The organism is Pseudomonas wadenswilerensis (assembly GCF_900497695.1).
Classification (GTDB): Bacteria; Pseudomonadota; Gammaproteobacteria; order Pseudomonadales; family Pseudomonadaceae; genus Aquipseudomonas; species Aquipseudomonas wadenswilerensis.
On record NZ_UIDD01000013.1, the window covers coordinates 1 to 16665 of the forward strand.

Sequence of the window (16665 nt, forward strand, 5' to 3'; positions counted from 1 at the left end):
TGAACTGGTCAACAGATTTTGGACACCGGTTTAGGTTCATGCCGCAACCTTGAGCTTTTTCTCCATGGCTACCGGGGTTTCATAGCCGTTGTAGCTGTGGAGACGCTTAAGGTTGTAACGCATCAGATAAGCCTGGATGTCTAACTGTGCTTGCGCTTCGGTTTCGTAACCCTCTGCTGGTATCCACTCAGACTTCAATGCACCGAAGAAGCGCTCCATGACGGCGTTATCCCAGCACTGGCCTCGGTGACTCATGCTCTGTTCCAGACCGTACTCCTCAAGAGCAGCCCTGAATTTATGGCTGGTGTACTGACAGCCCTGATCCGAGTGGAACATCACTCCAGCCGGTCTACCTCTAGATTCGGCCGCCATTCGTAGCGCCTCGCAGGCAAGCCGGGCATCGGCGATCATTGAGAAAGCCCAGCCCACCACTCGGCGAGCATACAAGTCGATCACAGCCGCCAAGTACAGCCAACGCTTGCCTACCTGGATGTAGGTGACATCGCCGCACCACACCTGGTTGACCGTCGAGACGTTGAAGTTTCGCTTGAGCTGGTTACTCGCGATCAATGCTTCTGTGCCCGATGATCGGTAACGATGCGGCCTGCGTTGCTTGCATTGCAGACCGGCTTCCTTCATCAGCATACGTACCTTGTATCGCCCGGCTTTATGGCCAGCACGACGCAATTCCCGAACCAGCGTTCGCGACCCAGCAGAGCTACGAGAGGCCTTGAAAAGGCTGGCCATCGTTGAACGCAGATCCTCTCTGACCGGATCCTTTCGTCCCTGGCGTTTTCGCCATGCGTAGAAACTGCTGCGCCGAACTCCAAGGACGCGACAGCAGTCGAAAACACCAAATTGCTCACTCAGTTCGTTGATCAACGAGAACGATCCTTGGAGTCCCGAAGCAGGAGAGCACTGGCCTTTTTTAGGATTTCGATATCCCGGTCCTTTTGCCGGACTAGCGCTTCCAGCTCCTGGATTCGCTGCTGCTCTGGAGTGATGGCCTTGGCGCCGACTGGTGTTTGACCTTCTCGTTCCTGGCGCAGTTGCTCGACCCAGCGACGAAGCGCGGTCCGCCCTAGGCCAAGGCTCTCGCAGACATCAGGGACTGACTCACCATCGTCCAGCACCATCTCGGCAGCTTTGATTTTGAATTCGTTCGAGTAAGATTTTCGCACTGATTTTGCCTCCAATTGGGCGCCATAATAGCGCCCGACGAAGGTGTCCAAAATCATTAGGCCAGTTCAGTCTTGCCGGCGATCGAGCGCGAAGCGGTCGTAACTCAACCCACAGCTGATGTGCTGGTTTCAGTGGCCTCATCGCTGGCAAGCCAGCTCCCACAGGTATTGCGCCGACCTTGTGGGAGCCGGTCTTGCCGGCGATCGAGCGCGAAGCGGTCGTAGCTCAACCCACAGCTGATGTGCTGGTTTCAGTGGCCCCATCGCTGGCAAGCCAGCTAGCACAGGTATTGCGCCAACCCCGCGATGGGGCGCTTCAGCTCAAGACAAAATCCACCGGCAACAGCGGCGGCGGCAGGTCCTTGCGCCCGGTCGCACCCAGCAGCTCGCGCTCCAGCGTACGCACCATGGCATCGGTTGGCAGGTCGTTCTCGTCGCGGCCAAACGGGTCCTCGAGCTCGTCGCTGATCGCATCCAGGCCGAAGAAGGTGTAGCTGACGATCAAGGTGAAGATCGGTGCCAGCCAGCCCAGCGGCTCGGCCATGGCGAACGGCAGCAGGATGCAGAAGATGTAGATGGTGCGGTGCAGCAGCAGGGTGTAAGGGAAGGGCAGCGGTGTGGTCTTGATCCGCTCGCACACCGCCTGCGCCTCCGACAACCCACGCAATCGCTGCTCCAGGTTGAGGTAACGCCATTCGCTGATCTGCTGTTGCTCGGCCAGTTGCGAACAGCGCTTGCCGATGCTTTGCAGGATCCCGTCGCTGATGTTGTGCAGCGGCAAGTTCGAAGACTCTGCCACCCAGGGTTGCGCCGCTTGCAGCTCATCTTCGCCACGCAACCTGGCATTGAGCGCATGGGCATAGCCACACAGCGCCAGCAACAAGCTATCGCGGGTCTTGCGGTCGGCAATCACCACGCTCTCGCGAATGAACGAGCGCACCTCGATGATCATCTGCCCCCAGGCCTTGCGCCCCTCCCACCAGCGGTCGTAGCAGGCGTTGTTGCGAAAGCTCATGAAGATCGACAGGGAAATACCCAGCAGGGTGAAGGGTGTGGCGTTGACCTTGGCGAAGAACGCCGGATGCAGGTTCTCCACCAGCACGATCAGCGATGCCAGGGCGGTGACCATCACGCTGCGCCGGGCAATGCGTTTGGCGATCGAGCCTTTGAGGGAAACCAGGACGTTGAGCAGGTTGGGTTTGGGATGGACGATCATCGGGCTAGCCGCCAGTCATGTTCATGAAGCGCAGGATCTGCACCTCACCGTTGATATCGAAGGTGTGGCTGTAAGGTTTGAGGGTCATGGCCTGGCGGATGGCCTTGTCCAGGCGTTCAGTGTCACCCGGGTGGGCACGCAGCACCTGCTTGAGGTCGGCGGAATGTTCATTGCCCAGGCACAGCAGCAGCCGCCCTTCGACGGTCAGCCGCACACGGTTGCAGGTGCCGCAGAAATTGTGGCTGTGGGGCGAAATGAAGCCGATACGGATGTCCGGTGCTTCGGCCAGGCGCCAGTAACGCGACGGGCCCTGGGTCGATTCGGCCGATTCGAGCAGGGTGAAGTGCTCGGCGATACGCGCACGCACCTCGTCGCTTGAGCAATAGGACTCGCTGCGCTGGTGCTCGCTGATCACGCCCAAGGGCATTTCTTCGATAAACGAGATGTCCAGTTGGCGGTCGATGGCAAAGCGCACCAGGTCGACCACTTCATCATCGTTGCGGCCCTTGAGCACCACGCAATTGAGCTTGGTGCGGCGAAAGCCTGCGGCATGGGCGGCATCGATGCCGGCAATCACCTGGGCCAGGTCGCCGGTACGGGTCAGGGCCTTGAAGCGCTGGGCATCGAGGCTGTCGAGGCTGATGTTCAGGCGCGACAGGCCGGCATCGAACAGCGGCTGGGCCAGGCGGGTGAGCTGCGAGCCATTGCTGGTCATGCACAGCTCGCGCAGGCCAGGCAGGGCGGCAACCCGGGCGCACAGCTCGACGATGCCCGCGCGCACCAGCGGCTCGCCGCCGGTCAGGCGGATCTTGCGGGTGCCCATGGCGACAAAGCGTTCAGCAAGCTGATACAGCTCTTCAAGGGTGAGGATGCGCTGGCGCGGCAGGAACTGCATGTCTTCGGCCATGCAATAGACGCAGCGAAAGTCGCAGCGATCGGTGACCGACATGCGCAGGTAATCGATTTTCCGACTGTAGCCGTCGACCAGTTGTTTGCCGTTTGCACTCATGATGGGCAGGGCCTCTTATATCGCGGCAGAGATGCTGTTTGGAGAATAAACCTTTGATAGTTGTTGAGGGTAAATAGCCCATGCAAGTCGGTCAAATCACTAATAATGACCACGTGATAAGGTTCATCTATCGGTGGCTTGAGAGGCCAGTATTCAGGGACTTTCGGCGCGGTGATAGAGGGTTTTGATCGGTTCGTCATTTCTTTTGATTAGACGCAAAAGTCCACGCTCAATAGCCTGAAAGGGTAGAAAACGAAGTTCGCCATTAACTGCGATGTAACTATCAAGTTGTTAGATGGCGAAACGTTAAAGTTGTCCTGCGTGCCAAGCGAGGAAGCCCCGATGAGCCAAGATGAACATATAAAAAACTATGACGCCCCCGCCGCCGGTTGGGGCGCGCTGAAGAGCGTGACCAAGAGCTGGCTGGGCAGTGAAAACGCCTTCAAGAACCTGCGGGTGATGCTCAAGACCAACCAGAACGGCGGTTTCGACTGCCCGGGCTGTGCCTGGGGCGAGTCGCCGGAAAGCGGCATGGTCAAGTTCTGCGAGAACGGTGCCAAGGCGGTCAACTGGGAGTCCACCGGGCGCCTGGTCGATCCGGATTTCTTTGCCCGCTACAGCGTCACCGAGCTGGCCCGGCAGAGCGACTACTGGCTTGAGTACCAGGGCCGCCTGACCCACCCGATGCGCTACGACGCCGCCACCGATCACTACGTCGAAACCAGCTGGGAAGACGCCTTCGCGCTGATCGCCAAGCACCTCAACAGCCTCGAATCCCCCGACCAGGCCGAGTTCTACACCTCGGGCCGGGCCAGCAACGAGGCGGCCTTCCTCTACCAGTTGTTCGTGCGCGCCTATGGCACCAACAACTTTCCTGACTGTTCGAACATGTGCCATGAGGCCAGCGGCGTCGGCATGTCGGAAACCCTCGGGGTCGGCAAGGGCACCGTGGTGTTCGACGACCTGGAGCACGCCGACGCAATCTTCGTCATCGGCCAGAACCCTGGCACCAACCACCCGCGCATGCTCGAACCGCTGCGCGAGGCGGTCAAACGCGGTGCCCAGGTGATCTGCCTGAACCCGCTCAAGGAGCGTGGCCTGGAGCGTTTCCAGCACCCGCAACACCCGTTCGAGATGCTCAGCAACGGCTCGGAACCGACCAACACCGCGTACTTCCGCCCGGCCCTGGGCGGCGACATGGCGGTGATGCGCGGCATCGCCAAGTTCCTCCTGCAATGGGAACGCGAAGCCCAGGCCAAGGGCGAGCCCGCGGTGTTCGACCATGCCTTCATCGCCGAGCACACCTCGGGGCTGGAGGCCTACCTGGCCGAAGTCGATGCCACCCCTTGGGCGCACATCGTCGAGCAGTCGGGCCTGAACCTGGCCGAGCTGGAGCTGGCCGCGCGCATGTATCGCCGCGCCGAACGGGTGATCATGTGCTGGGCCATGGGCGTGACCCAGCACCGCCACTCGGTACCGACCGTGCAGGAAATCATCAACCTGCAACTGCTGCGCGGCAACGTCGGCAAGCCGGGTGCCGGGCTGTCGCCGGTGCGTGGCCACAGTAATGTGCAAGGTGACCGCACCATGGGCATCGATGAGCAGCCGCCGGCACGCCTGCTCGATGCCCTGGAAGCGCGCTTCGCCTTCAAGGCCCCGCGCCTGCACGGGCACAACGCGGTGCTGGCGATCCAGGCCATGGAAGAGCAGCGCGCCAAGGTGTTCATCGCCCTGGGCGGCAACTTCGCCCAGGCCACCCCGGATACCCCGCGCACCCACGATGCCCTGCGCAACTGCGAGCTGACCGCGCACATCGCCACCAAGCTCAACCGCTCGCACCTGGTGACTGGCCGGGATGCGCTGATTCTGCCGTGCCTGGGCCGTACCGAAATCGACGTGCAGGCCGAAGGGCCGCAAGGCATCACCGTCGAAGACACCTTCAGCATGGTGCATATCTCCCATGGCCAGCTCAAACCCTGCTCGGCGCTGCTGCGTTCGGAGCCGTCGATCGTCGCCGGCATCGCCAAGGCCACCCTCGGTGACCGGCCGATCGACTGGGAGTGGACCGTGGCCGACTACAGCCGCATCCGCGACCTGATTGCCGACGTCATCCCGGGCTTTGCCGACTTCAATGCGCGCCTGCAGCACCCCGGCGGCTTCCACCTGGGCAACACCGCCTCGCAGCGCGAATGGCTGACGCAAAGCGGCAAGGCGCAGTTCACCGCGAGCATGCTGCCGGCGCAACTGGTCAACGAAGAGGTGCTGGCCCGTGGCGACACCCCGGACCTGATCCTGCAGACCCTGCGTTCGCACGATCAGTACAACACCACCCTGTACGGCCTCGATGACCGCTACCGTGGGGTGTTCGGCCTGCGCGACGTGGTCTTCGTCAACGAGCAGGACATTCGCCGCCTGGGCTTCGAGCCCAACGAAAAAGTCGACATGGTCTCGCTCTGGGAAGACGGCCGCGAGCGCCGGGTCAGCGGGTTTACCCTGGTGGCCTACGACATCCCGCCAGGACAGGCGGCGGCCTACTACCCGGAAACCAACCCGCTGGTGCCGCTGGAAAGCTATGGCGATCGCACCTTTACCCCGACCTCGAAGTTCATCGCGATCAAACTCGAGAAAGCCAGTGCAGACAACCTGATTCCATCAGCGCACATCTGACACTTCACTCGACTTCCACCTACTGACTGAAACCCTGGAGCCTGCAGCCGCCATTTACTGGCGGCCGCAGGTGGGCCAGCGGTTTCTCGGGATACTGTCATGTTCAATCTGGATGCGTTGGATCTGGCGCGGATTCAGTTCGCCTTCACGGTCTCGTTTCACATCATCTTTCCGGCGATCACCATCGGCCTGGCCAGCTTTCTGGCCGTGCTCGAAGGTTGCTGGCTGAAAACCCACAATCAGGTCTACAAGGACCTCTATCACTTCTGGTCCAAGCTGTTCGCGGTCAACTTCGGCATGGGCGTGGTCTCCGGCCTGGTCATGGCCTATGAGTTCGGCACCAACTGGGCGAGGTTCTCCGACTTTGCCGGGAGCATCACCGGGCCCTTGCTCACTTACGAGGTACTCACCGCGTTCTTCCTCGAAGCCGGTTTCCTGGGGGTGATGCTGTTTGGCTGGGACCGGGTAGGGCGGCGCCTGCACTTTTTTGCCACGATCATGGTGGCGATCGGCACGCTGATCTCGATGTTCTGGATCCTCTCGTCCAACAGCTGGATGCAGACCCCGCAAGGCATCGAGATCGTCGACGGCCGCGTGGCGCCGGTGGACTGGTTCAAGATCGTCTTCAACCCGTCGTTCCCCTACCGATTGATGCACATGGCGCTGGCGGCGTTTCTCTCCACCGCGTTCTTCGTCGGTGCCTCGGCGGCCTGGCACTTGCTGCGGGGCAACGACACGCCGCAAATCCGCAAGATGCTATCGATGGCCATGTGGATGATCCTGGTGGCCACGCCCGTGCAGATCGCGGTCGGCGATGCCCATGGCCTGAACACCCTGGAGCACCAGCCGGCGAAAATCGCCGCCATCGAGGGCCACTGGGACAACAAACCCGGTGAGCCATCGCCGCTGGTGTTGTTCGGCCTGCCGGACATGCAGGCCGAAACCACCCGCTACAGCCTCGAAGTGCCGTACCTGGGCAGCCTGATCCTGACCCACAGCCTGGACAAGCAGATCCCGGCGCTCAAGAGCTTTGCCAAGGAAGACCGGCCCAACTCGACCATCATCTTCTGGAGTTTCCGGGTCATGGCCGGGCTGGGCATGTTGATGCTGCTGTGTGCCCTGGCCGCCCTGGTACTGCGCCGCAACGGCGCGCTGTACCGCAACAAGGCCTTTTTGTGGCTGGCCTTGCTGATGGGCCCCTCCGGGTTGATCGCCTTGCTGGCCGGCTGGTTCACCACCGAGATCGGCCGCCAGCCCTGGGTAGTCTACGGCTTGCTGCGCACCACCCAGGCCGCCTCGAACCATGGCGCCTTGCAGATGAGCGTGACCCTGGCGTTGTTCGTGGTCATTTACTTCTCGGTATTCACCGTCGGCATCGGCTACATGATGCGCCTGGTGCGCAAGGGCCCGAACGCCGCCGATGCACGGCACACCGATGACGCCACCGCGCGCAGACCGCTGTCTGCGGCTGATTGAGAGAGGATTTGAACATGGCAATTCAAGGCATCGACCTGTCGATCATCTGGGGCGTGATCATCGCCTTCGGGCTGATGATGTACGTGATCATGGATGGCTTCGACCTGGGCCTGGGCATCCTCTTTGCGCTGATCGAGGACTCCCGCGAGCGTGACGTGATGATGAACACCGTGGCGCCGGTGTGGGATGGCAACGAAACCTGGCTGATCCTCGGCGGCGCGGCGCTTTATGGCGCCTTTCCGCTGGCTTATGCGGTGATCCTCGAAGCGCTGTACCTGCCGCTGGTGCTGGTGCTGGCCGGGCTGATCTTTCGCGGCGTGGCGTTCGAGTTCCGCTTCAAGGCCGAGGCGCACCGGCGTCATGTGTGGGACAAGGCGTTCATTGGCGGTTCGATCGTCGCCACCTTCTTCCAGGGCGTGGCGATCGGTACCTATATCTCCGGTATTCCGGTGGTTGACCGCCAGTTCGCCGGCGGCGCCCTCGACTGGCTGGCGCCGTTCCCGCTGCTGTGCGGCGTCGGCTTGCTGCTGACCTATGCCTTGCTCGGCAGCACCTGGCTGCTGATCAAGACCGAGGGCATGCTTGAGTCGCGCATGCGCCATTACAGCCGACCGCTGACCTACCTGCTGGCCCTGGTGATTGTACTGATTTGCGCCTGGACCGCCTGGATTCACGCTGATATCGCCCAGCGCTGGCTGGCCGGTAGCCACTGGATGCGTTCGCTGCTGCTTGCTGTGCTGGCCGTCGGTGCGGTGGTGATGATCCAGAAGGCCCTGCGCAAACGCCATTCGCACCTGCCGTTCATCGGCGTGGCGGGGCTGGTGTTCCTCGGTTACCTGGGCCTGGCCATCAGCATCTGGCCGAACATCGTGCCGCCCGGCATCAGCCTCTGGCAGGCCGCTTCGCCGCCGTCCAGCCAGCTGTTTGCCCTGATCGGCGCGCTGTTCATCATCCCGGTGATCCTGGTCTACACCTTCTGGAGCTACCACGTGTTCCGCGGCAAAGTGAAAGTCGGCGACGCCTACCACTGAGGCAATATCGCCCGTCATCGCACTTTTTCGGATTTGTCGGCTCTATTCATGGCCAGGCGGCGCTGATCCCCAGCACCGCCAGAGATTTCCGACCCGGTGCCGATGGTTGATCCGTTCCTCGTCCGTTTACTGCGAAACGTGCGCCTGCCATTGATGGCGGGCGCCTTGCTTGCCAGCCTCAGCGCCTGCACCCAGCAACAGGGCCGCGACATCGCCAGCCAGTTCAGCGAAGGCCGCCCCCAGGAACTGTTCCAGACCAGCGTCGACCGCATGGCCACGCTGTCGATGCGCGACAACCTGCGCAGCCTGTACCTGCTGATGAACAAGTTGTACCTGCGCAACCCCAACCAGTGGCGCCTGTCCGGCTATGTCGACGCCACCACCGCCGAGCGGCAGATCCGCCAGGCCATCGAGCAACGCCAACCCTTGCCGCAACTGGGCGAGCGCCGCGACCTGGCAGCGCTCAGCTATGCCCTGAGCCCGGAGTTTCGCGGCGACCGGGTCGGCGCCTTCATTTATGCCATCGGCAGCATGCTGGTCACCGCCCATGGCGGGCGCAGCGAATTCTTCATGACCGATACCATCGACCCGCAGTTCGTCAGCAACGCCGCGCGCAACATCGAAAAGGCCACCTGGCTGCTCAGCCAGCGCCAGGACGCCAATGGCGTGCTGCTGTTGTTTTCCAACGAGATATCGGAGGAGGGCAGCAACCTGAGCTTTGCCGTGGAGTTCGGCAAGATCGTCGCGCGCCTGGACCTGCTGGCGCAGATGCTCGACGAGCGCTACCGGCGCATTGGCCTCAATTATGCGCAGAGCCTGTTGCTGATGAATTTCCTGCCGGTGCAGTAGGGCAGGGAACTCAGGGTGACTTGCGGCAATCCTAGTTGATGTAGGCACTCTTTATCCGGAGGCATCATCATGCGCCGTTTACTGCTCGTTTCCTCGCTTGTGTTCTGTCTGCCCTTCGGCTCGGCCCTGGCCAAAGTCGACGCCGGTGATGTCGCCACCTCGGCCGGGGTATCCGCGTCGCTGTACTCGACCTTCAAGGATGACAAACGGATCATTCCGGCGCGGGACGATGCCTCGTCGTTCATCGCCAGCGGCGGTGCAATCCGTGGGGTTTACCTGGAGTCGATGCTGCAGAGCATCCGCGCGCAGAATCCGGACCTCAACGCCAGCGATGAAGAGTTGGCCCGGGCGATTTTGCTCCAGGATGAGTTTGGCGCCGGGCAGTAACGGCGACTGCTGCGGTCGATCGCGATAGGCCTGACGCTCGCCGCACGTCTAAATCCCCCGTATAATGGCCACCTGCTACTGCGCTTCTGCTATACCTCTACCCCTGCCAATACCACTTCAGGAAGGATTCCGATGGGGGCATCCAGCAGGGAGCAGGGCGCCGCAAGCAATGGCGTAATGGGGCCTTCGCGGGCCATGCAGGCATTGCACGCACTGATGGAGCGGGTAGCGGCAAGCGACCGTCCGGTGCTGATCTGCGGCCCCACCGGGGCCGGCAAGGAAGTCATCGCCCAGCAACTGCATCGTCTTGGTGCGCCTGGCAAGCCGTTCATCGACCTCAACTGCGGGGCAATTCCGGAGTACCTGCTCGAAGCCGAGCTGTTCGGTCATGCTCGAGGGGCCTTTACCGGGGCGGTGGGTGAGCGGGCCGGGCATTTGCAGATGGCCGGTGCAGGCACCCTGTTTCTTGACGAAGTGGGTGAGTTGCCACTGACCCTGCAACCGAAGTTGCTGAGGGTACTGGAAACCCGTCAGTACCGGCCGCTGGGCAGTAGCGAGAACCGCCACTTCGCCGGGCGGGTCATCGCTGCCACGCACCGTGACCTCAAGACGCTGGTGCATGAAGAACGCTTTCGCGAGGACCTTTACTACCGCCTTGCCGTGTTCGAACTTGAGCTGCCAGGCCTGGACGCCCGGCGCGAAGATATTCCCGGCCTGATCCAGTACTTCTGCAGCCTGCAGCCACGCCCGCTGACGTTCGACGCGCGGGCGACGGCGCTGCTGTGCCAACGGGACTGGCCTGGCAATGTCCGCGAGCTGCGTAACCTCATCGACCGTATCGGCGCCCTGGCCCAGAGCCCGCTGATCGACTGTGCCGCCCTGCAGGCTTTCCTCGAGCCGGCGCAGCACTCGCCGCAGAAATGGGCGAACCTCGCCGAAGCGCTGCTGCAACTGGATGGCGGTGACAAGCTGGCAGCAACCGAGAACCTGCTGGTGGAACATGCGCTGCAACGTTGCAAGGGCAACAAAAGTGCGGCCGCGCAGTTGCTTGGGGTCAACCGCAAGGTAATCGAGCGGCGCCAGAAGTTGCGGGCCGACAAGCGCCTGGCGGTAGAACGCTACCTTGCCCAGGGGCGCCTGCTGATCGAAGACGCCGACTTCCGTGGCGCCTTGCCGGTACTGCAGAAAGGCTTGCAGGTCGCCGGTGAAGTCTTCGAATGCAAGGACCTGTGGCGCCTGCAGTTCGAACTGCACCGCTTGCTGGGCGTGAGTTTTCGCAGCATCGAGGGTTGGCTCAGCGATACCAGCCAGGCCAGCTACCGTAGCGCCCTGGCCCTCGCTGCGGAACAGGGTACTTCAGACGAGCTGTCGTCGGTGCAGTTCGGTGTCTGGACCACCCAGTTGATGAGCCTGGATCTGGGCAAGGCGCGGGCCACCGCCCAGGACATGCTGCAGCGGGCGCAACTGGCCGGGCTCAGTGCCCTGCGCATCGAGGCGCATGTGGCGATGGCCAATACCTTGTTCTGGCTCGGCGATTTCGAGGAAAGCCTGGCCTGCCTGAACCGTGGTGAGCTGCTCAGCGAATACCAGCCGGACTGGCCCCAGACCCAGGGCCTGGACCTCATTGGCCTGGCGATTACCTTCGAGGGGCTGGCCGCCTTCGAGTTGGGCCGCTTCGCTCAAGCCCGCCACGCCCAGGCCCAGCTCACCGCCCGGGCCGGGCAGACCGATGCCAACGCCTTCAACCGCGCCGTGGCCCTGCAGGGCGCTGCCTGGCTGGCGGCGCTGCTGGGCCTGCAACCCGACCTGGGCGCCCTGGCGCGGGAGCTGGAGCAGCTATCGGCATGTCACGAGTTTTCGTTCTATCAGGGCGTCGGGCAGATCCTGCGCGGTTATCACCAGGGGCTGGAAGGCTTCTACGATGAGGGTGAGCGCGCCATAGCCGACGGCTACCACCACCATGTCCTGCGCAACGGCGGGCAGTTGTTCCACGGCTTCCAGGCCTGGAAGCGCGCAGAAGTGTTGCTGCTGGCCGGACGGGTACGTGAAGCACTGGCCCTGGTCAACAGCGCCCTGGACCTTGCCCAGGACCATCAGGAGCGCGCCTACCTGTGCGAGCTGATGCTGCTCAAGGGCCGCGGATTGCTGGCCGCCGGCGAGCAGGATGAAGCCGAAAGCGCCCTGCGCAACACATTGTCCACCGCCCTGACCCTCGGCAACGTCCCGGCGCGCCTGCGCACCGGCCTGGAGCTGACCCGCCTGTTGCAGCGCGACGGTCGCCCGGAACAGGCCGCCCAGGTGCTGGAGCGGGCCTTGCGCGGCATCGAGGCGGATTGCGGCTACCCCCCGGCGCAGGAAGCCAGTGACTGGCTGGCACGGCTGCGGCGCTGACACCTCTACGGCAATTCACCCACAGACAACACCAGGAGCAAGACCATGGCTTTCGAGCTGGAACATAAGGATATGCGTGCGTTGATCGATGGCGGCTGTTTTTTCGGCAGTGGTGGGGGCGGCACGCGCACCTCGGCCCTGCACTTGCTGGAGCATTTCCAGGTCGGTGATTTTTATCCCGCCACCCGGGTCAGCGTGGTCAGCGTGGAAGAGGTAGAGGAGGGCGACGCTGGCGTATTGGCCTACATGGGGGCGCCCGAAGCCATCGCCGGTTGCCGCTACCCCCTTGGACCGGTCCAGGCCTTGCAGAGTCTTGCCCGGCGCCTGGCCAGCGAAGGTCGCAGACTGGCTTATGTGGTGCCGCCAGAGAGCGGTGCCCTGGGTTTTCTGGTGGCGTGCCTGGCGGCTGCGCGGCTTGGCCTGGCGGTGGTCGATGCCGACGGTGCCGGACGGGCAGTGCCATCGTTGCCGATGCTGACCTTCGCCGCCGCTCAGGTGCCGCCACGGCCGGCCTTCGTGGTCAGCCACAACGGCCTTGAGGTGGAGCTGAACGTGACCCCACCCGTCGACGCTGCAGATTACAACAATGATGCCAGCGTAATCGCCGAGCAAATGCTGCGGCCGATCGTCGCTTCGCCGGCATTTGGCGAGTTCGGTGGCTTGGCATTGTGGGTCATGAGCCCTGAGCAACTGCACCGGGCATTGCCGATTCGCGCCACGCTCAGCCGTGCACTGGCCTTGGGCCGGGCCTTGCACGCCGGTGAGCTGGGCAGCACCGAGGCACTGCTGGCATTCCTCGCCAACCGCTGCGGCATCCAGGCCCGGGTGCTGTGCGGGCCGGCGCGCATCGACCATGCCGGGGCCAACACCATGGGCGGCTTTGATATCGGCACCATCGACCTGCAAAGCGCCGATGCCAGCCTGCGCCTGTGCTACGAGAACGAGTCGCTGCTGTTGTGGGACAAACAGCAAGCGCAACCGCTGGCCATGGCCCCGGACAGCATCAGCTGGTTCATCCCGGGCTCCGGCCCTGGCCCGCAGGTGGCCTCCAACGGCGACCTGGTCGGCAATGACGGTGCCCTCGTCGGGCCCTACAGCGGGCGGCCTGTCTGCCTGCTCGGCTGGCAGGCCGAGGCGCCGCTGCGGGTACCTGGGGGGCTGATCCTCTGGAGCTTCCAGCAATTGCTCGCCGGCCTGGGCTACCCCGGCCCCTATCGCAGCGTCGGGCAATTGCAGGAGCTCCGCTCATGAGCCTGCGTATCGCCATGCTTGCGCCGGTCAACAGCAGTGCCTACAACACGGCCCTGATGGCCTCCATCGCCCCGGTAGTGCCGGCGGACGTAAGCGTCCAGGTGTTCAACCTCGACCAGGGCAGCCCCTGTATCGAAAACCGTTTGAACCTCAGTGAAAATACCCCGGCAGTGGTAGCGCTGGCCCGGCGCCTGGAGCAGGAGGGCTACGACGGTATCTGGCTCAGCGACTTTGACATGTGTGGGGTAGAGGCGGCCAGGGAAGTCATCGACATCCCTATCATCGGCGGCTTTCCCACCTCGGCGTTCACCGCGCTGGGGCTCTGCCAGCGGTTCTCCATCATCACCATCCTGCAGAGCACCCTGGCCCTGCAGCGTGGTCATGTGGCCAACTACGGCCAGAGCAGCAACTTTGCCTCGATTCGTGCCATCGACTGCCCGGTGGCGAGTTTGAGCGATGTCGATGTGGTCCTGGTCAAGGCACTGGAGGCTGGCCTGGCGGCAGTCCGCGAGGACGGCGCGCAGGCGCTGCTGCTGGGTTGCACCGGTTTCATGGGCGTCGCCGAACGGCTGTCGCGCCTGCTTGAGCAGGACCTGGGCTGCTATGTACCGGTACTGGACCCCAACCAGTGCGGCTTCAGTTTCCTGCTGTCGCTGGTGCGCATGGGCTTGCGCCCGAGCCGTTTGTGCTACAGCAAGGCGAGCCTGGGCTGAGGTGGCCGATTGCGTCCCCGGCCACGGGGACGCAATGGACGAAAACGGCCAACCACTTTTCGTTGTGTTTTGCCAAGTCATTGATTTTACGGTCATTAGCGACTTGGCACAGATGCTGCTCTTCTCTCCTTGCGTGGCAGACGAACTGCCCGTACCCAACACGACAATGGAGAGTGTCATGCCCAATTACTACGTGGACTTCAATAACAACACCAGCGAAACCTGGACCATGGGGGTGTATCAGGAACTGCCAGGCTCGATCGGCCTGGCGAGTGTTTCCTGGAAGCAGACCACCGTACCGCAGATGGGTGAAAGTGGCGTGGAATGGTCGGTTGACTACAACGTGACCATCGCCAACTACAAACAGATCGGCGGGATTGGTGTGTACAAGGCCAGCCAGACCCTGGAAGCCAGCCTGGGTTCGGTGTGGGATTGCGTGTTCGAAAACAACGTGCAGCAACTGCGTCTGGGCAGCGGATCCACCTCGCCGGACTCGATTCAGATCCGTAACGCCTCCAACCAGTTGGCCAACCTGGGCATTGGTATGAGCGGCCAGGGTTCGGTGTACAAGCCCGATGTCGTCGGCGGCGGCACCGCGCAGTTCCAGGTCACTCCGACCTATTACGTCGGCTTGTTCAATAAACTGGTGCTCGGTGAAGTGATCAGCAGCAACGTGGTGGTCGGCCCACTGAAACTGGTGTTCCCGTCCGGATTGAACTGCGCCACCGTCACCGCGCGGATGGACGGTGCCAACATCCGCTTGAGCATTACCTATTCGCAGGCGTCTTCGGTGTCTTACGAGGTGACCAAGCGCCTGCGTGGCATTCAGAAGGAACGTACCGGCGAGCTGCTCGAGTCCGCCTAAGCCTTGCCCTCGGTGTGCTGCGCCCGTGCGCGGCACATCCGGGGTGCGGTTTGCCCTTTTTGCAAGGAGCTGATCATGAATGAAGCTGTGAAGTCCCAAGCCCTGACCCAGGACGGCCCGCTGGCTTTCAGCAGCGGTGCGGACGTCAAGCCAACGGAGCTGCAGAAATTTGTCGCAACGGTCGACCAGCAGGCCGCCGAAGTGGCCCGCGGGCTGCTCGACAGCCTGAAGAAAGAAGGGGTGAAAGCCCGCGTGGAGCAGCGCCAGAACCAGTACCTGATAATTCAGGAAGCGCTCAACCCCAGTGTCGCCGAGCTGGCGGCGGTCGAGCCGAACAGCCGGCCATCACGGATCCGGCTGTTTATCCGCAGTAGCGATGCACCGCCGACGATCAACGCCCTGCGGCTGTTTTTCCGCGACTGGCGGGCGGTGGCCGGGCTGGTCGCTGTCGGCGCCACCTGGCAGGCCGGCCAATGGCTGATGACGGTGCGCCGGCGCGAAGGTCCTACCCAGCACTAAAGGCCTGTTGGTTACAGGTCACGCAGGGCTCAGGCAGGCGTGACCAAATCGCCGAACAACGGATGTCCTGCAAGTTGAAGCCTGGCCTGAGTAGTGGCAGCAAGCACCGCTTGCTCATTGATGGCCAGGCCTTCCAGGTAGACGAAGTGCACATTCTGCAGGCCGAGTGTACCGAGCACGTGACGCAGGTAGGCGCTCAGAAAATCCGGCTGGCGAGCCCGTGCCCCCCGATGAAAACCACCTGAACTGACGATCACGTAAACCGGCCGATCCACCAGCAGGCCGACCTTGCCGTCAGGGCCGGCAATGAAGGTACGGTTGATTCGCAACACATGATCGATCCAGAGCTTGAGCACTGCCGGTACGGTGAAATTGTGCATGGGGGTTGCGATCAGCAGTAAGTCGCAACGCTCCAGTTCGCCAACAAGTGCTTCGGAACTGGCGAATACCGGGTCGTGTGCCGGCGTCAGCCGGGTCAGCGCAGTCGCATAACCGGCGCTCAGGGGTGCCAATGGCTCTGCTGCCAGATCACGCAGGGTTACCGTGGCCTGCGCGTGGCGTTGCCTGATGCAGTCGAGCAGTTCACTGGCAAGGCGCAAGCCAATCGAGGCGCTGCCGCGCGTGCTGGCATTGATCAGCAGCACGTTATCCATGGCGCTGTGGCTCGGTGGCTGGCAATGCCTGAACGAAATGCATGCCTTTGCCCAGCAGTCCCTCGCGATAATAGAAGCGCTGGGCCAATGGCATGTGTAATCCGGTATCCAGCACCAGGTGCGCATGGCCGCAGCGCAGGCCTTCTGCGCGCGCCGCATCGAGCAACGCTGCGCCCACACGAAGGCCACGCAGTTCGGGGGCTACCACCAGATCGTCGACATAGGTAAAGCGCCCATAGAGCAGATTTTCGCTGTGGCGCACACCGGCCAGCCCAATGAGCTGCTCGCCGTAAAAAGCCCCAAGCAGCCTGTAGCCCTGCTGCGCTTGCCGCCTGACTTGCTGAGCAAACGCGTCGGCGTCAATCAGGTGCGGCCGAAGCTCGCGCATGAGCTCGAATGCGGCGTGCTGTTCGGCGCCGTCTTGCAGAAACCGGATGGTTGCCTGTTTGCCCACGGG

The 16665-nt window shown here is 62.7% G+C and carries 15 protein-coding genes; 10 read left to right on the forward strand and 5 right to left on the reverse strand.

The features are described from left to right. Window positions 1-36: 36 nt before the first annotated feature. From CCOS864_RS27380 to moaA, 3 genes are all read right to left on the reverse strand, one after another. Window positions 37-1238 (reverse strand): IS3 family transposase gene (locus tag CCOS864_RS27380; RefSeq protein ID WP_244211909.1). Its coding sequence is split into 2 segments (ribosomal slippage): window positions 37-932 and window positions 932-1238, totalling 1203 coding nucleotides; the frame shifts between segments, so codons are not numbered across the junction. 259 nt (window positions 1239-1497) lie between these two features. After that, window positions 1498-2397 carry a bestrophin family protein gene (locus tag CCOS864_RS27385; RefSeq protein WP_115089527.1) on the reverse strand — a complete coding sequence of 300 codons (900 nt, stop codon included), beginning with the start codon at window positions 2395-2397 and terminating at the stop codon, window positions 1498-1500. Between the two features lie 4 nt (window positions 2398-2401). Further along, entirely contained in the window at window positions 2402-3406 is a 1005-nt protein-coding gene (gene moaA / locus CCOS864_RS27390) for a GTP 3',8-cyclase MoaA (protein WP_115089528.1), read from the reverse strand. Window positions 3407-3748: 342 nt separating this feature from the next. Between moaA and CCOS864_RS27395 the strand changes: the two genes are divergently transcribed. The 10 genes from CCOS864_RS27395 (at window position 3749) to CCOS864_RS27440 (ending at window position 15555) form a co-directional block, all read left to right on the forward strand. Continuing rightward, window positions 3749-6073, forward strand: coding sequence for an FdhF/YdeP family oxidoreductase (locus tag CCOS864_RS27395; RefSeq protein ID WP_115089529.1), 2325 nt, complete (start codon window positions 3749-3751; stop codon window positions 6071-6073). A gap of 99 nt (window positions 6074-6172) precedes the next feature. Beyond that, complete coding sequence (locus tag CCOS864_RS27400; RefSeq protein ID WP_115089530.1) at window positions 6173-7549, forward strand: cytochrome ubiquinol oxidase subunit I; 1377 nt, start codon at window positions 6173-6175, stop codon at window positions 7547-7549. A gap of 14 nt (window positions 7550-7563) precedes the next feature. Beyond that, window positions 7564-8580 carry a cytochrome d ubiquinol oxidase subunit II gene (gene cydB / locus CCOS864_RS27405; protein ID WP_115089531.1) on the forward strand — a complete coding sequence of 339 codons (1017 nt, stop codon included), beginning with the start codon at window positions 7564-7566 and terminating at the stop codon, window positions 8578-8580. A 102-nt stretch (window positions 8581-8682) separates the two neighbouring features. After that, on the forward strand, window positions 8683-9429 hold the full coding sequence (locus CCOS864_RS27410) for a hypothetical protein (protein ID WP_115089532.1): 747 nt from the start codon (window positions 8683-8685) through the stop codon (window positions 9427-9429). 69 nt (window positions 9430-9498) lie between these two features. Continuing rightward, window positions 9499-9816, forward strand: a complete 318-nt coding sequence (locus CCOS864_RS27415; RefSeq protein WP_115089533.1) for a DUF2388 domain-containing protein — start codon at window positions 9499-9501, stop codon at window positions 9814-9816. A 132-nt stretch (window positions 9817-9948) separates the two neighbouring features. Then, a complete protein-coding gene (locus CCOS864_RS27420; RefSeq protein ID WP_115089534.1) occupies window positions 9949-12207 on the forward strand; it encodes a sigma 54-interacting transcriptional regulator in 2259 nt (752 codons plus the stop codon). 45 nt (window positions 12208-12252) lie between these two features. Continuing rightward, complete coding sequence (locus CCOS864_RS27425) at window positions 12253-13458, forward strand: S-methyl thiohydantoin desulfurase domain-containing protein (protein WP_115089535.1); 1206 nt, start codon at window positions 12253-12255, stop codon at window positions 13456-13458. Beyond that, window positions 13455-14171: an aspartate/glutamate racemase family protein gene (locus tag CCOS864_RS27430; RefSeq protein WP_115089536.1), complete on the forward strand. Its 717-nt coding sequence runs from the start codon at window positions 13455-13457 to the stop codon at window positions 14169-14171. Before CCOS864_RS27425 ends, CCOS864_RS27430 begins: the two co-directional genes overlap by 4 nt. A gap of 178 nt (window positions 14172-14349) precedes the next feature. After that, a complete protein-coding gene (locus tag CCOS864_RS27435) occupies window positions 14350-15036 on the forward strand; it encodes a hypothetical protein (RefSeq protein WP_115089537.1) in 687 nt (228 codons plus the stop codon). A gap of 75 nt (window positions 15037-15111) precedes the next feature. Further along, window positions 15112-15555, forward strand: a complete 444-nt coding sequence (locus CCOS864_RS27440) for a hypothetical protein (protein ID WP_115089538.1) — start codon at window positions 15112-15114, stop codon at window positions 15553-15555. 29 nt (window positions 15556-15584) lie between these two features. Here the strand turns inward: CCOS864_RS27440 and CCOS864_RS27445 are convergent, their stop codons facing one another. Together CCOS864_RS27445 and CCOS864_RS27450 are read right to left on the reverse strand one after the other, a co-directional pair. Then, window positions 15585-16208 (reverse strand): FMN-dependent NADH-azoreductase, encoded by a 624-nt coding sequence (locus CCOS864_RS27445; RefSeq protein WP_115089539.1) that lies wholly within the window; start codon window positions 16206-16208, stop codon window positions 15585-15587. Continuing rightward, a complete protein-coding gene (locus CCOS864_RS27450) occupies window positions 16201-16662 on the reverse strand; it encodes a GNAT family N-acetyltransferase (RefSeq protein WP_115089540.1) in 462 nt (153 codons plus the stop codon). Before CCOS864_RS27450 ends, CCOS864_RS27445 begins: the two co-directional genes overlap by 8 nt. Window positions 16663-16665: the final 3 nt, after the last annotated feature.

Coding starts and splice junctions, on each gene's coding strand:
- CCOS864_RS27385 (WP_115089527.1), bottom strand. CDS start 2,397: ATGATCGTCCATCCCAAACCCAACCTGCTCAACGTCCTGGTTTCCCTC.
- moaA (WP_115089528.1), bottom strand. CDS start 3,406: ATGAGTGCAAACGGCAAACAACTGGTCGACGGCTACAGTCGGAAAATC.
- CCOS864_RS27395 (WP_115089529.1), top strand. CDS start 3,749: ATGAGCCAAGATGAACATATAAAAAACTATGACGCCCCCGCCGCCGGT.
- CCOS864_RS27400 (WP_115089530.1), top strand. CDS start 6,173: ATGTTCAATCTGGATGCGTTGGATCTGGCGCGGATTCAGTTCGCCTTC.
- cydB (WP_115089531.1), top strand. CDS start 7,564: ATGGCAATTCAAGGCATCGACCTGTCGATCATCTGGGGCGTGATCATC.
- CCOS864_RS27410 (WP_115089532.1), top strand. CDS start 8,683: ATGGTTGATCCGTTCCTCGTCCGTTTACTGCGAAACGTGCGCCTGCCA.
- CCOS864_RS27415 (WP_115089533.1), top strand. CDS start 9,499: ATGCGCCGTTTACTGCTCGTTTCCTCGCTTGTGTTCTGTCTGCCCTTC.
- CCOS864_RS27420 (WP_115089534.1), top strand. CDS start 9,949: ATGGGGGCATCCAGCAGGGAGCAGGGCGCCGCAAGCAATGGCGTAATG.
- CCOS864_RS27425 (WP_115089535.1), top strand. CDS start 12,253: ATGGCTTTCGAGCTGGAACATAAGGATATGCGTGCGTTGATCGATGGC.
- CCOS864_RS27430 (WP_115089536.1), top strand. CDS start 13,455: ATGAGCCTGCGTATCGCCATGCTTGCGCCGGTCAACAGCAGTGCCTAC.
- CCOS864_RS27435 (WP_115089537.1), top strand. CDS start 14,350: ATGCCCAATTACTACGTGGACTTCAATAACAACACCAGCGAAACCTGG.
- CCOS864_RS27440 (WP_115089538.1), top strand. CDS start 15,112: ATGAATGAAGCTGTGAAGTCCCAAGCCCTGACCCAGGACGGCCCGCTG.
- CCOS864_RS27445 (WP_115089539.1), bottom strand. CDS start 16,208: ATGGATAACGTGCTGCTGATCAATGCCAGCACGCGCGGCAGCGCCTCG.